Origin of the sequence: Paenibacillus sp. Dod16, from assembly GCF_049893405.1 — a bacterium.
In the GTDB taxonomy this organism is placed as follows: Bacteria; Bacillota; Bacilli; order Paenibacillales; family Paenibacillaceae; genus Paenibacillus_AQ.
The window spans coordinates 1-13,955 of the sequence record NZ_JBNDYG010000041.1 but is presented as its reverse complement, the minus strand read 5'-3'; the positions used below and the strand labels follow the sequence as shown (position 1 = coordinate 13,955).

The following is a 13,955-nucleotide window of genomic DNA, read 5'->3' as shown; positions in this document are numbered from 1 at the left end:
TGAAAGCAGCTTGTCACAATTCAATATGATGTCTGCCGCCGTTCTTGATCGCCCGTTATCCATCGGGGTGAAGCAGGTTCCCATTCCCGAGCCGAAGCCGGATGAAGCCTTGATTCAGGTGTACTGCATCGGCATATGCGGCTCGGACGTGCATTACTATGAGCATGGACGGATTGGCAGGTATGAGGTGAAGGAACCGCTGATTCTGGGGCATGAGCTTGCCGGCGTTGTGGTAAGGACGGGGGAGAAGGTAAGAAATGTCTCCGTTGGTGACCGCGTGGCCGTGGAACCGGGCGTAACGTGCGGGCGCTGCTCTTATTGTAAAAGCGGACGTTACAACCTGTGTCCGGATGTTGTATTTATGGCAACCCCGCCGGTTGACGGGGCTTGGGCCGAATACGTTGCGGTGCGAAGCGACTTCCTGTTCCGGCTGCCGGATGAAATGTCCTTTGAGGAAGGCGCTTTGCTTGAACCGCTGTCCGTAGGACTCCATGCCGTACGACGGGGGCGTATCCGGCCAGAGGACCGGGTGCTCGTGCTCGGACTGGGGCCGATTGGCTTGCTTGCCATGGAGGCGGCCAAAATGTCCGGAGCCTCTCAGGTATATGGCAGCGACGTCGTGGAATACCGGCTTGATCTGGCCCTGCAGATGGGAGCCTCCGGCGTGATCAATCCGATGGGCGAATCCGTTTCGCAGCGATTGAACGAACTGACGGACGGCAATGGCATTGATCTTATTATTGAAACGTCGGGCAACGCCGGGGCCATCGCGGATTCGATTGGTTATGTGAACCGGGGAGGCCGGATCGTGTTTGTAGGTCTGCCCACAAAGGATGCGATCCCGGTTGATATTGGCGCTTTGGTTGACGCCGAGCTGGATGTATATGGCGTGTTCCGCTACGCAAACACGTACCCGGCGGCTATTCAGATGCTGCAAAACAAGGCCAGCCGCATACGCGATATCATCACCCACCAATTTTCCTTGGATCAGATCGAGGAAGCCGTAGAGCTTGCTCGCACGCACAAGGACACCAGCGTAAAAGTCATGATCTATCCTCATCCAAACGCTTAAGGTGGTTCGCGGCCTGGAGAGTCGCTTCCGGAGCTGTCGTGTAATAAACGCGCCAATGCAGCGTAATGGACCATCATCAAAAAGCACCGCTCCAACACTTTTGTCGGAGCGGTGCTTTTTTTCGTGTTACCGGTTAGTTCGGGCGTTCATTACTCATCCAGCTGTCGATGCGGAGATCATCGCCGTAGCTGTCGCGGGCCGTAATTTCGCCGAGTTTCTGCTCGGCTTCCTCGCGGGTATCGAACCCGCCGATGACCGCGATGAAGTCATCGCTGGCCGTCTTAATGAAGGTCACGTCGTCTTCCATATAAATCTCTTCAAGGATGGCAAGGGATTCCCCTTGCGGCATGGCTTCACTGCGGATATAGAAGACCTCGCGCGGGGTGACCGGCTCTCCGGTCGAAGTGAGCTTCAGCTCAATATAGCCGGGGTCTTTATATTCGGATACGGTATGCTTCACGCCATCCTTCAGTTCAACGACAAAACGCATGGCCGAGTCGTCCAGAATCACATTCTCATAGACATCCTTCACCAGTGGCAGAGCCAGCATGTCTTTCTTGAGGGTTTCATAATCAAAATTCCGTACTCCGTTAAACGTGAAGATCAGGCGGTTTGGCGCATCCCGATGATCCACCGTGTAGGCCGGGACACTGGAAACGGACTTGCCTTCCTGGTCAAATTGAATTTTTAGTACGTCTTCGGAAGCCTCCGTGCCCACGGTAACGCCGTCGGTCCGCTCGCCTCCGCCCCCGAACTGCAGAACCTGAACGATGCTGCCCACCACAGGGACTTTGGATAGGGCGTTGGCCACCGTCGGGATGTTGACCACGAATAGCAGGGCAACGGCAGCTGCAACAACGGAAGAGTATCTCGTCAAGCGCATGGAGCGTTTGCGGGCAGCAGCCTTTTTCTGTGCAGCATCAATAACGCCGGTTAGCTGGGCGGGGATTTCAATGTGTTCGTAGCGTTCTTTTCCTGTCATAGGCTATCGACCTCTCCCTCGATTAGGTATGATTTTAATTTTCCGATAATACGATAAAACCTGGTCTTGACGGTACTTTCGGACACGGATAGCACATCCGCCATTTCTCGAAAGCGCAGGTCTTCAAAAAACTTCAAAATCATGTAGGTTTTCTCCTCTGGCAGCAGTCTGTCCAGCGCATCGTACAGATCCATCTTCTCTTCCAGCGGTACGGCATGCTCTGCGGCTGCATAGTCCTGCGTCTGATCTTCCATATAAGTAACCCGCTTCTTGCGACCGAGATGGTCGATGGCAGCGTTAATGACGATCCGGGTCATCCAGGAATCAAAATACTGCGGCGTGTTCATCCGCTCGTAAGCGAGATATCCCTTATAGGTTGCCTCGGAGACGATATCCAGTGCCTCCTGTTCATTTTTGACATAGCAATAGGCTACCCGGTATAACTTGTTTTTGCATTTCTCCATACTTTCGCTGAACTGTTGCTGCTTCGACTCTTTCGCTCTCAGTTCACTCACCCCTAACTACTAGCAATAGTATTCATGTCATGGCACGAATTCGTTTCATCTATTCATTCATTGGCCGGATTGGATCATGCTCAAGTACTTGAGTGCACTTGACTGATCATTAGACCGTGGAGGAGGCCAAATAGTTTTAACCGGGGATAAAAAAGTTACGGATTGGTGAGATATACCATCTGAATCGCTTGAAAAAAATAATCCGTGATCTTAACAGAAGTCGTTAACGGTGTTACTATATTAACCATATAAAATGTACGGAGGCCAGAACATGTAGGTTTTTCTACCCTAACCCAAACAACTAAATACAGAATTGGGGTAGAAAGATGAAGAGGAAATCTTTTCGATATCTCTGGATCGGTCAGGCGCTCGCCAATAGCGGCGATTTATTTTACATTGTCGGTCTGATGGCTATGATCCATGAGATTACAGGATCTGCCATGCTGATGGCTATGGTACCCTTTCTCACGACGATGGCTCGGTTTATAAGCGGGAGCTTTGCACCCGTATTGATGGATAAATACAGCCTCAAGTCACTGCTTGCTTCGTCTCAGATCGGAAAAACGGCCATGCTGTTTCTGCTGTTGGTAACCTGCTATGTGCTGGGAGAGCAGGAGGTGACGGTTTATGCAATTCTCGGATTCGTATTCCTCATCTCTCTGCTCGATGGCTGGGCTGCACCTGCAAGTCATGCCATGCTGCCGCGTCTGGTGGATGCCGCTGAGCTGACGAAAGCAAACAGCTTTGTTGCCATCGTGGATCAGTTGATCCAACTGGGAGGCTGGGCCGTTGGGGGACTGCTGGTCGCAGCCTTGGGCGGAAGCAAGGTGATATGGCTGACCTTTTCCCTGTCCCTGGCAGCCGCTGTCTGCATGAAGATGATCGAGGATCGGCATGAATCCACTCCGGAACAGAATGAGAAGGCGCGCGTTTCGAATTGGCGTTCCATTCAGGAAGGGTGGACACTCATTTGGAAACAGCCTTCTATTCGGGCGATTCACGTGATTTATGTATTGGAGACGATGGCGGGCGTGATTTGGATCGCGGCGACCATCTACGTGTATGTAGCCGATGTGCTGCACAGGGAAGAGGCATGGTGGGGATATATCAACGCAAGCTTTTTCCTGGGACTTATGCTGGGCGGACTGTTTGGCATGAGAGGCGCAGGGCTGATCGACCGCAACATCCGCAAGTTCGTTATCTGCTCTTCCTTCGGCATCAGTATCATGACGTTCGGTTTTGGATTGACCTCGGTGCCTTGGCTGGCCCTGGTGTTCTCGGCAGGCTTCGGCGTTTTTGAACAGCTTAAGGCAGTCTCGCTTCAGACTACACTGCAGCGGGGCGTATCTGTCCATGTATTGCCGAAAGTGTACGCTGCCCAAAGCGCGCTAGTTTCGCTGGTATTCGGCTTATCCACCCTGTTATTTGGTTTCATAACCGATGAATTCGGCGTTCGGGCTACGTATATCATCGCTGCCACGGTGCTGTTCATCTCGGGATGCTACGCATTACGGATACGAACGAGATTGCCGGAGTCAGGGGAGGGGCTTGAACAAGGACGGATCGGCATCGAATAATCATTAAAAAAAGGCGAGCTTAAGGCTCGTCTTTTTTGCATGCATAAATGGATCCGGACACGAGCTACAGCAAGCATCATCAATACGGTTTACTGAACGTGAAACCTTAATAATCGCGGGGCCATACTAGTTTTGAAAATCTTTCGAGAATCCGGTTGACAATCCATCTACTACGTATTACGATATACCTGTAGTAGGTCACACTGAATACCGACAACACTGAGCAATGAGGTTGCAAAAATATTTTAAAGAAATTGTTGACATCCCTTACTACTTAGTATTACAATGTACATGTAATGAGTAATACATAATAGCGTGTTTTTCCAAATGCTATTAAGTAAAAAATTCCCTTAGTACTATGTTATACTGAATATAGGTAATACTGAATAGGGGAGGGACGAAATAAAGGAGGCTTTCCAATATGGAAAATTTAACTGAAATGCTGAAGGGTTCGCTGGAAGGCTGCGTGCTGGAAATCATCAGCCGCCGTGAAACCTATGGCTATGAGATTACCCGCCGTCTGAACGAGCTTGGCTTTACCGAAGTCGTGGAAGGGACGGTCTACACCATACTCGTGCGGTTAGAAAAGAAAAAGCTGGTGAACATTGAAAAGAAACCGTCAGATATGGGGCCGCCGCGCAAGTTTTACTCACTTAATGAGGCGGGCCGTCAGGAGCTTGAATTGTTTTGGGAAAAATGGGATTTCTTATCCTCCAAAATCAACGTCTTGAAGTCAAATTAGCTTCATAAGATATTCCGTCCGATATTTGTGTGGTGCCTTGTTCAGCTTTATATAAAAGGAGGGAAAATAATATGTTGGAAATGTTCAAAAAAATGATTGGTGATAAAAAAGAGTACAAAATGATGATGGCACGGGTTGAAGCTCTTCCAGAGGATTACCAGTTTGTGTTTAAGAAAATTCAAAACTACATGTGGAATTTCTCAACGGGCAACGGGATGGATATGCTGCACATGCAGTATGAATTAATCGAGTTGTTCGAAGCCGGTGCGGCCGATGGCAGACAAGTGCTGGAGATCACTGGTGACGACGTGGCGTCCTTTGCCGATGAACTAGTGGCAAACGCTAAAACCTATGTAGCCAAGTATCGGGAAGATTTGAATCAGGATATCTTGAACCGATTGGGAAAAAAATAACTCCAATAGATAATACGACTGATTAGCTGGTTATCAAATGTGACTTACCGCCTTCGCTATTCAGTTAATTTTTGACCTGGTAGTAAGTTATACAGATTATCAGTCATACTAAATAGATGAGTGTAGGCAATCCAGCTCCGCAAGGCGCTTATTATAAGGAGGATAAAATATGAGAAATGCAGCGATTTCTGTAAAAGGGTTAAAAAAATCCTTTAAAGACAAAGAAGTCTTAAAGGGGGTGGATTTTGAGGTGCAGCGCGGCGAAATTTTCGCACTGCTGGGCTCCAATGGAGCGGGCAAGACGACGACAGTCAATATCCTCTCGACGCTGATGAAGCCCGATGGCGGGGAAGTAGGTATTTGCGGCTTTGACGTCCAGCGTCAACCGGATCATGTTCGCCAGAGCATTAGTCTGACAGGGCAGTTTGCAGCTTTGGACGGTATGCTCACCGGGCGGGAAAACCTGATGATGATCGCCAAGTTGCGGGGAGTTTCCAATCCTGCTCAAGTTGCCGACAATCTGCTTGCAAGATTCAGCCTGACCGATGCGGCTAATCGCCGGGCAGACCAGTATTCCGGCGGGATGAAGCGCCGGATTGACATCGCCATGAGCCTGATCGGGACGCCAGCCGTCATTTTTCTCGACGAACCGACGACAGGGCTTGATCCCGAAGCGCGAATTGAAGTCTGGGATACCGTCAAGGAGCTTGCCGGCGGCGGCACGACCATCTTGCTGACGACCCAGTATCTGGAGGAAGCCGAACAGCTGGCTGATCGTATCGCCATCTTGCATAGCGGAAAAATCATCACGACCGGTACGCTTGCCGAACTCAAGGCGATGTTCCCGCCAGCGAAAGTGGAATACATTGAGAAGCAGCCGACATTGGAGGAAATTTTCCTCGCGATCATCGGCAACAAGGAGGCGATGTAAATGAAAAACAAAACAGGGACATTACTAGGGCGTTTAATGCGCAACATCTTGCGCAGCCCGGATACGATTATCACGGTGGCGATTACGCCGATTATGATGATGCTGCTGTTTGTCTACGTATTTGGCGGTGCCATAGAGACAGGTACGAACAACTACGTCAATTATTTATTGCCGGGAATCCTGCTGATGGCTGTCGCATCCGGCGTCGCTTACACTTCACTGCGGCTGTTTACGGATATAAAAAGCGGGTTGATGGCGCGTTTCGTTACCATGCCCATCAAGCGCTCTTCGATATTGTGGGCTCACGTGTTGACCTCGCTAGTTTCTAATGCACTTACTGTTGTTGTGGTTTTCCTTGTCGCGCTGCTGATGGGCTTCCGTTCAAGCGCGAGTATCCTGGATTGGCTTGCGGTAGCGGGGATACTAGGGTTGTTTACGCTGGCGCTGACATGGCTGGCGGTCATCCCTGGATTGACAGCGAAGTCTATGGAAGGGGCGACAGCCTACTCGTATCCGCTGATTTTCCTGCCGTTTATCAGTTCGGCCTTTGTCCCCACCGAAACCATGCCTAAAATGGTTCGGGCGTTTGCTGAGAACCAACCCGTGACATCTATCGTGAATACGATTCGTTCCCTCTTGTATGAAGGGTCTGTTGGGAACGGGATCTGGGTTGCGCTTGGCTGGTGCGTCGGCATCATGGTCATCGCTTACTTCTTCGCCAGTAAACAATTTAAACGCCAGTTAGGGTAAGTACACCATGATGAAATAGCCATATCAATAGTCAGCCGCTAGTGAAAGAGGCCCTCCCTTGTTATGCAGGGGAGAGCCTTTTTTTTGGATTGCTATGTTGTTATCGTGAAGGGCCGATGGCTATCCAGGACATGAAACCATAGGCGAGATTGCAGTTAGGCTGGCGGCTTACTTCTAGGACGGCGGCATCCTCACGCTGGGATTTCAAGGAGATCTGGAAGCCAGGATTGTTGCTCATTCCCACAATGATATAGTTGATCCCAGCAAAAGCCTCCTCGAATTGGACGGTCACCTCGGTCAAGGCTTCAGCTCCAAATACAAAAGGCGTCATGCCGAATTGCTGCAGCTTCGGCTGGCCGGCTGCGCTGCGTATTGGCGCAAAGCTTAAATGTTCTGCCGTTAGGGCACCTTTAGCCAATTGTTGTCCGGTAACGGCTCCGTCGGCCAGATGGGCGCTTGTGACGGCGCCGTTTGCAAGTTTATCGCTATCAATGGAGCCTTCGGCCAACGTGAAGTTATTGAAGGCATCCGGCCCGAGATGCTTGCTGCCGATGGTTCCGTCGGCAATTTGCGCTCCGGTAAGTGAGCCGTCAGCAATGTGCGTGCTCGTGATGGAGGCCTCTGCAATCTTGCTGCCGTCAACCGATCCTTCGGCCAACGTGAAGTTATTGAAGGCATCCGGTCCAAGATGCTTGCTTCCGATGGCCCCGTCGGCAATTTGCGCTCCAGTGACGGAGCCGCCAGCAATGTGCGCGCTCGTAATGGAAGCCTCGGCAATCTTGCTGCCGTCAACAGATCCTTCGGCCAACGCGAAGTTATTGAAGGCATCCGGTCCGAGATGCTTGCTTCCGATGGCCCCGTCGGCAATCTGGGTACCAGTAAGCGAACCTTCAGCTACATGTAATCCAGTGATGGAAGCCTCAGCAATCTTGCTGCCAGTAACCGATCCTTCGGCCAACGCGAAGTTATTGAAGGCATCCGGTCCGAGATGCTTGCTGCCGATGGCCCCGTCGGCAATCTGGATACCAGTAAGCGAACCTTCAGCTACATGCAATCCAGTGATGGAAGCCTCAGCAATTTTGCTGCCAGTAACCGATCCTTCGGCCAACGTGAAGTTATTGAAGGCATCCGGTCCAAGATGCTTGCAGCCGATGGCTCCGTCGGCGATTTGCAATCCAGTGAGGGAGCCGTCAGCAATGTGCGCGCTCGTGATGGAAGCCTCGGCAATCTTGCTGCCGTCAACCGATCCTTCGGCCAACGTGAAGTTATTGAAGGCATCCGGTCCGAGGTGCCTGCTGCCGATGGCTCCGTCGGCAATCTGCGCTCCAGTGAGGGAGCCGTCAGCAATGTGAGCGCCTGTAATGGAAGCCTCAGCAATTTTGCTGCCAGTAACCGATCCTTCGGCTAACGCGAAGTTATTGAAGGCATCCGGTCCGAGATGCTTGCTGCCGATGGCCCCGTCGGCAATCTGGGTACCAGTAAGCGAACCTTCAGCTACATGCAATCCAGTGATGGAAGCCTCAGCAATTTTGCTGCCAGTAACCGATCCTTCGGCTAACGTGAAGTTATCGAAAGCATCCGGTCCAAGATGCTTGCAGCCGATGGCTCCGTCAGCAATCTGTGCGCCCGTCAGCGATCCTTCAGCAACGTGCTTGCCGGTGATGGAATCGTCAGCAATCTTGCTGCCTGTAATTCCACCGTCCTGCACAAGTTCCGTTGTGATTGCGCCGGCTTCGATATGCTGCGAACCGATGCTGGAAATTTGCAGGTGATGGGGAAGAACGGCACCCTCCGCCAGCTGCCTCGATTTTACGGCCCCCGGCTGCAATTGATCGACGCCAACGCTGTCCGGCTGCAGGTGGACATGACCGACAGACTGATTTCCAAGATGCGCTGCGTTGATCGAGTACGGCGCCAGGTGATGGCTTTGAATCGAGAATAACTCAATATGCTTGGAGTTCACAGCGCCTTCGGCAAGATGTCCGCTCTGGATCGACTCTCCGGCGATATGCTCAGGAAGGACAGCGTCGTTCGTGATATGTGCGGACTCTATGCTTTCGGCTTGAATGTGCCGGGCATTGACAGAGCCGGAAGCAAGATGGCGTCCAGTCACCGATCCTTCATCCATATGCTGTGACTTCACAATATCCACGCCCAGATGGTCAGACTGGACGCTCGCTTCTTGCAGATGCACTGCTGAAATGGAAAGAGGCTTGATCTTGTCACCACTCACGGCGTTCGCCTGCAGCGCGGATCCCGAGACCGACGAAGGCGAGAGATGGGCTTCCGTAATCGATTGCGACCCGATTTTTACGCCCGGTATGCTGCCGTCGGCAAACAACGCTTCCGCCGAGCGGCTTTCATCGGCCAAATGGCTTAACATGATGGATTTTTTCTTCAAGTGATAACCATGAATAGCTTCCTGCACGATATGTTTGCCCAGGATGGATTCCAGTCCCAGATGTGCGCCCTCTACAGCTTGCGGAGCGATTTTTTCCGAAGTAACGGCCTTGTTCTGAATTGCTTCGGAAGTCACCGCACTCGGCGAGAGATGAGTGGATTGAACGGCCTTTGGAGCTATTTTGCCAGCAGAGACACTGCTCTCAGCCAGTTTATTAGAAGTTACGGCAAGGTCTGTCAGTTTATCCGTGGTCACGCTTTCCGGAGACAGCTTCGGTGAGGTTACGGCGTGGTCCCCCAGATGTCGAGGCGCAATAACCCCATCGCCGATCGAGGACTCCGCGATGCTGCCTGCGGCAATTTTATCTGTCGTTACCGCACCCTGGGCGAGCGCTTGAGTCCGTACGCTTCCCTTCTGCAGATGACGGCTGGCAATAGAGCCATCGGCCAGATGCTGCTCGCGAACCGCACCGTTTTGCAGAGCTTCGGCGCCTACACTGCCCCCTGACAGATGCTGCTGCTGAATGGCCTCACTGGCAATATTGCCGGAGGTCACGCCATGCTTAGCAATAATGGCTCCGCCAACCGATCCAAGCGCAAGCTTTTGGCTCGTCACGCTCTCAGGGGCCAGCGTCTCTTCTCCGACGGATGCGGGTTGAAGATGCTGTTTTCCGATCGCTCCGTCAGCCAGATGCTGCTCCGCTATCGTTTTGGGATGAATGGCGCGCCCTATGACGCTTTGAGGCGCGAGATGCTTAGGTAAGATGCTGCCCTCGGCAATGTGCTCGGCGTTTACTGCATCCGCAGCGAGATGCCGGGTTTGAATGGCATTCGATGCAATTTGGTCCGATTCCACCGTGCCCTTAGCCAGATGACGCGTTTGGACGGCTTCATTGGCAATTTTGTTAGGAAGTATGCTCTGATCCGCGATTTTCGAAGCCGTCACCGCCTGTTCCACCAGCTTCACCGTATGGACGGATTGATCGGCAAGCTTGGAGCTTGTGACACTGGAATCAGCCAGATGGCGGGCGGATACTGCATTGATGCTGATCTGATCGGAACCGATAGAGCCAGGCCGGATTTGCTCTGATCCTATGGCTCCGTCCGCTAAATGGCGGGCGCTGAGCGAGCCTTCTTCAATATGTCCGGCATTGATGGCACCATCTGCAATTAGGCCTGACCCGATGCTGCCGGCAGCAATATGCTCTGCAGTTACAGCTTCGCTTGCCAAATGCTTACTTTCGATGCTTTGCGGTTTTATGTGGGACGCTGAGATGGCGTCATCGGCGATTTTTTTTCCTGTTACGGCACCTTCACGGATTTTGGTCGAAGTGACTGCATCCTCTGCAAGCTTGGAGCTATGGACGCTCTCATTAGCGAGATGTCGGGTTTCTACGGCGCTGGATGCGATTTTGTCTCCTTGAACCGCTTGGTCTTCGAGCAGGTCGGTTGTCACGAGAAGCTGTTGAAGATGACGTGCAGTAATAGCCCCATCCGCGATTTTATCGCTAACTACGGCGTGGTCTGCCAGCTTCTGCGAGGTTATACTGCCATCCTTGATCTTGCTGGCATTCACGGAACCGTCTCGAAACTTGCGCGTAGATAAGATGCCATCCATTAGATGTTCACCCGTGACCGATAATGGCGCAATTTTTCCTGAGGTCACGGCTTCGTCGGCAATGTGCAGACTGGTGATGCTGTAGTCTTGTATGGCTTCAGGCCCAACGGCACCACGCGACAGCTTGGATGCTGTGACTGCTCTCGAAGCGATCCGGCTTTCGGTTACCGCATATTCCCCTATATCCTCTGTATATATGAATGCGCCCTTAATTTCAGGCATTTCCTTCTCCATAATCAGCTGCACATGCTCGATCTCCATCTCGGGAAGGGAGGGGGGATCGGTAGGCACGGTCAGGGTGTCAGCGGCTACAGCCTCTTCTGTAGGTAAGCTGGAATCTTCGTCAGATCTCGATAATGGGATGTTTTCTTTGTTTTCTTTTTCTTCTTGTTTTAATTCCATGATGCCGATAAGATCCTCATCCAGATCCATAATGGTTGCTGCTGAAAGAATGTGGGCATCTTTATCTTTTTTTGGGCTGCGTCCTTTATTTCGCTCGAGCAGATCGAGTTCCCTCGTAGTGGGATCTACCCTGTAGGGCTGGGAAGAGGAAGATGATGGGCTTTTCTTCTTTTTCTTCAAAACAACACGCTCCTTCCGAATACTCATCGTCTCCGGTATCATATGCAGCCGTTTAGGCGGCTGTCACTGGTCTTTTGGGATTCGACAAACGAAAGGGCAGCGTAACATGGAAAAGGACCCGGCCAAAGGCCGAGTCCTTGATTGAGCGCTAGAAAGCACATATAAAATTTAACCCCTGACGGCCGGTAACGGCTGTACAGTCGGTTCCGTATTTGAAGTTTCTTCAAGAATCTTTGCTTCTAAAACGACAAAAGCCCTGCCTCTCTTTCGTCCTTGCGGCTCCGATGACCGCGCCAGTGTGAATCAGAAATCCGTTCCATAAAACTCTTACTCTTAGGGTCATAAAATAGGAATTTGCACTTCAACAGAGATGTAAATAACCATGTTTCGAGGAACTAACGGGGTTAAACTTCATATAACAATTACTTATTATAGCACAGGTACTCGTAATAAGCAAAGATATTCAAATGTATATTAGAATGTTATGCAAAAACGCTTGATTTTTTCTGGAAATCCAACGATATTCATATTAACAGTTTTTTCTTGCAAATTCTGCTGTTGGGATCTTAAGTTGTAGCATCATGTCGAATACGTTCGGATTCACACCTGCCTTGCCGATGTTTATTATCTGTTAATGAAAGTAGGCGAACGATGCAACTGTATAAGTCTTTTCTTAAACAGCTAATCCGGAACTATATGATCGGGTCCATTGCAGCTGTGCTTGTTGTGGGTGGCGTATTAATGGTAACGACTCTGGAAATTCCTATTGAGGAAGGCGCGCGCCTTGTGGTCATACTGACCATTTCATTCATGGTGATGATTGCGTCCGAGCTGACCGTCTTTCTTCGGCATTTACGACCGATTCACGCGGGGTTCCATGAAGGCCATACGGATTTGGAAACGTTGGAAAAAGCATATTTGAGCATACACCGTATGCCGCGTTTGGCGGTATACCGTATATTCGGACCTCATCTGCTCGGCTTGTCGCTTCCGGCCATTCTGCTGACGGTTTGGATGATGGAGCAGGGCAAACTGAATTTTTCGCCGTTCTATATATGGCTGGCTTGCCTGGGGGCGGTCCTGCTAGCCAGCTGTCACGCCATGATCGAATTTTTTCTGACGATAGCCGCCATTCGCCCATTGATCAAGGAGATTCGGCGGCAGGCGTTATCTCGTTATGGCGTGGACTTCTCCCTTGAGGGCCATGTATTCATGGCGATTCGGACAAAATTTTTGCTCAGCACGATGTTAATCGGCACTTTTCCGCTGTTTTTGTTTAGTCTGGCGGTCCAGATTCGTCTGGAGGGGCTCAGCCAGATCGTAGCTCAGCAGTACTGGGGCTGGGCGGGATTTATATTGCTGCTTGGCGTCGGTTTTGCTTATATCGGCGCCTGGCTCTTGACCCAGGATTTACAGCGGCCGATCCGGCAGCTGTACCGGGCGATGAATGAGATTAAGGAGGGGCGTCTGATTCAGACCTCCAATCTCTATTCTGATGAATTTTCCAATCTGATCGCGGGTTTCAATATGATGGTTCGCGGGCTGCAGGTGCGCGAGGAGCGAAACCGCAAGCTGCTGGACAGTTATTTTGCCGCCCTGGCAGCGGCGCTGGATGCCAGAGATCCTTACACGGCCGGCCATTCGCTTCGGGTAGCGGAGTATTCGGTGTTAATCGGCCGTCTGGCGGGACTCAGCGAAGAGCAGGTTGATCTGCTGCACAAGACGGCATTGCTGCATGATATCGGCAAGATCGGAGTTCGGGACAATATTTTGCTGAAGGAAGGGAAACTGACGGCAGAGGAGTTCGATCAGGTAAAGGCCCACCCGGCTCAAGGAGAGAACATTCTGCTGCAAATCGAGCCTGCCGATGCCATGGCTCCTTATCTGGAAGGGGTACGGTCCCATCATGAGCGCTATGATGGAGGCGGGTATCCTGACGGGTTGAAGGGGAAGGAGATTCCGTTGTTTGGACGGATTATTGCCGTGGCCGATGCCTATGATGCCATGACGTCGGACAGGCCGTACCGCAGCGGCATGAAATCGGCGGATGCCTTGAACATACTGGAAGCCGGCAGGGGAACCCAGTGGGACCCCGATTATGCGGGCATATTCGTTAAATATATGAAAGCGGAGAAGAAGGTCATTACGATCCGCTAGTAGGTGGATAAGCAGGGAATCGCAGCTGATTCTATGGATAGGAATGAGAAGAGACCGTACCTGTGCATGAAGTGCACCCCTTAGAATGGACATTGGAATAAACCCCTGGTTTATCCGATGAAATTCTAGGGGGTGCATTTTTGTATGGCAATTAAGGGACAAAAGTATAAAACGTATTCGGAAGAGATCAAGAAAGAGGCGGTTCGTCTGCATGTT

At 51.3% G+C, this 13,955-nt stretch carries 10 protein-coding genes; 7 read left to right on the top strand and 3 right to left on the bottom strand.

What is annotated here, in order from left to right; all coding sequences use genetic code 11:
- Positions 1-10 precede the first annotated feature (10 nt).
- Positions 11-1,072, top strand: coding sequence for an NAD(P)-dependent alcohol dehydrogenase (locus tag ACPV3A_RS27185; RefSeq protein WP_426202499.1), 1,062 nt, complete (start codon positions 11-13; stop codon positions 1,070-1,072).
- A 133-nt stretch (positions 1,073-1,205) separates the two neighbouring features.
- Here the strand turns inward: ACPV3A_RS27185 and ACPV3A_RS27180 are convergent, their stop codons facing one another.
- Together ACPV3A_RS27180 and ACPV3A_RS27175 are read right to left on the bottom strand one after the other, a co-directional pair.
- On the bottom strand, positions 1,206-2,054 hold the full coding sequence (locus ACPV3A_RS27180) for a hypothetical protein (RefSeq protein ID WP_426202497.1): 849 nt from the start codon (positions 2,052-2,054) through the stop codon (positions 1,206-1,208).
- Positions 2,051-2,569 (bottom strand): sigma-70 family RNA polymerase sigma factor, encoded by a 519-nt coding sequence (locus ACPV3A_RS27175; protein ID WP_426202495.1) that lies wholly within the window; start codon positions 2,567-2,569, stop codon positions 2,051-2,053. The genes ACPV3A_RS27180 and ACPV3A_RS27175 overlap by 4 nt, the downstream gene beginning before the upstream one ends.
- A 326-nt stretch (positions 2,570-2,895) precedes the next feature.
- Between ACPV3A_RS27175 and ACPV3A_RS27170 the strand changes: the two genes are divergently transcribed.
- The 5 genes from ACPV3A_RS27170 (at position 2,896) to ACPV3A_RS27150 (ending at position 6,982) form a co-directional block, all read left to right on the top strand.
- On the top strand, positions 2,896-4,146 hold the full coding sequence (locus ACPV3A_RS27170; protein ID WP_339295503.1) for an MFS transporter: 1,251 nt from the start codon (positions 2,896-2,898) through the stop codon (positions 4,144-4,146).
- 421 nt (positions 4,147-4,567) lie between these two features.
- Entirely contained in the window at positions 4,568-4,888 is a 321-nt protein-coding gene (locus ACPV3A_RS27165) for a PadR family transcriptional regulator (RefSeq protein WP_071222099.1), read from the top strand.
- A 71-nt stretch (positions 4,889-4,959) separates the two neighbouring features.
- A complete protein-coding gene (locus ACPV3A_RS27160) occupies positions 4,960-5,301 on the top strand; it encodes a DUF1048 domain-containing protein (RefSeq protein WP_194540783.1) in 342 nt (113 codons plus the stop codon).
- Positions 5,302-5,470: 169 nt separating this feature from the next.
- The gene (locus ACPV3A_RS27155) at positions 5,471-6,232 is read left to right on the top strand and encodes an ABC transporter ATP-binding protein (RefSeq protein WP_194540784.1); all 762 of its coding nucleotides are present in this window, start codon (positions 5,471-5,473) and stop codon (positions 6,230-6,232) included.
- A complete protein-coding gene (locus tag ACPV3A_RS27150; protein WP_194540785.1) occupies positions 6,233-6,982 on the top strand; it encodes an ABC transporter permease in 750 nt (249 codons plus the stop codon).
- Between the two features lie 100 nt (positions 6,983-7,082).
- On the opposite strand, the gene ACPV3A_RS27145 is transcribed toward ACPV3A_RS27150, so the two are convergent.
- Positions 7,083-11,582: a WIAG-tail domain gene (locus tag ACPV3A_RS27145; protein WP_426202491.1), complete on the bottom strand. Its 4,500-nt coding sequence runs from the start codon at positions 11,580-11,582 to the stop codon at positions 7,083-7,085.
- A gap of 651 nt (positions 11,583-12,233) precedes the next feature.
- On the opposite strand from ACPV3A_RS27145, the gene ACPV3A_RS27140 reads away from it, so the two are divergent.
- Positions 12,234-13,739, top strand: coding sequence for an HD-GYP domain-containing protein (locus tag ACPV3A_RS27140; protein ID WP_194540788.1), 1,506 nt, complete (start codon positions 12,234-12,236; stop codon positions 13,737-13,739).
- Positions 13,740-13,955 lie beyond the last annotated feature (216 nt).

What these genes read in the sequence shown, in the direction of transcription:
- ACPV3A_RS27180 (WP_426202497.1), bottom strand. Translation starts at nt 2,054, where the DNA reads ATGACAGGAAAAGAACGCTACGAACACATTGAAATCCCCGCCCAGCTA.
- ACPV3A_RS27170 (WP_339295503.1), top strand. Translation starts at nt 2,896, where the DNA reads ATGAAGAGGAAATCTTTTCGATATCTCTGGATCGGTCAGGCGCTCGCC.
- ACPV3A_RS27165 (WP_071222099.1), top strand. Translation starts at nt 4,568, where the DNA reads ATGGAAAATTTAACTGAAATGCTGAAGGGTTCGCTGGAAGGCTGCGTG.
- ACPV3A_RS27160 (WP_194540783.1), top strand. Translation starts at nt 4,960, where the DNA reads ATGTTGGAAATGTTCAAAAAAATGATTGGTGATAAAAAAGAGTACAAA.
- ACPV3A_RS27155 (WP_194540784.1), top strand. Translation starts at nt 5,471, where the DNA reads ATGAGAAATGCAGCGATTTCTGTAAAAGGGTTAAAAAAATCCTTTAAA.
- ACPV3A_RS27150 (WP_194540785.1), top strand. Translation starts at nt 6,233, where the DNA reads ATGAAAAACAAAACAGGGACATTACTAGGGCGTTTAATGCGCAACATC.
- ACPV3A_RS27140 (WP_194540788.1), top strand. Translation starts at nt 12,234, where the DNA reads ATGCAACTGTATAAGTCTTTTCTTAAACAGCTAATCCGGAACTATATG.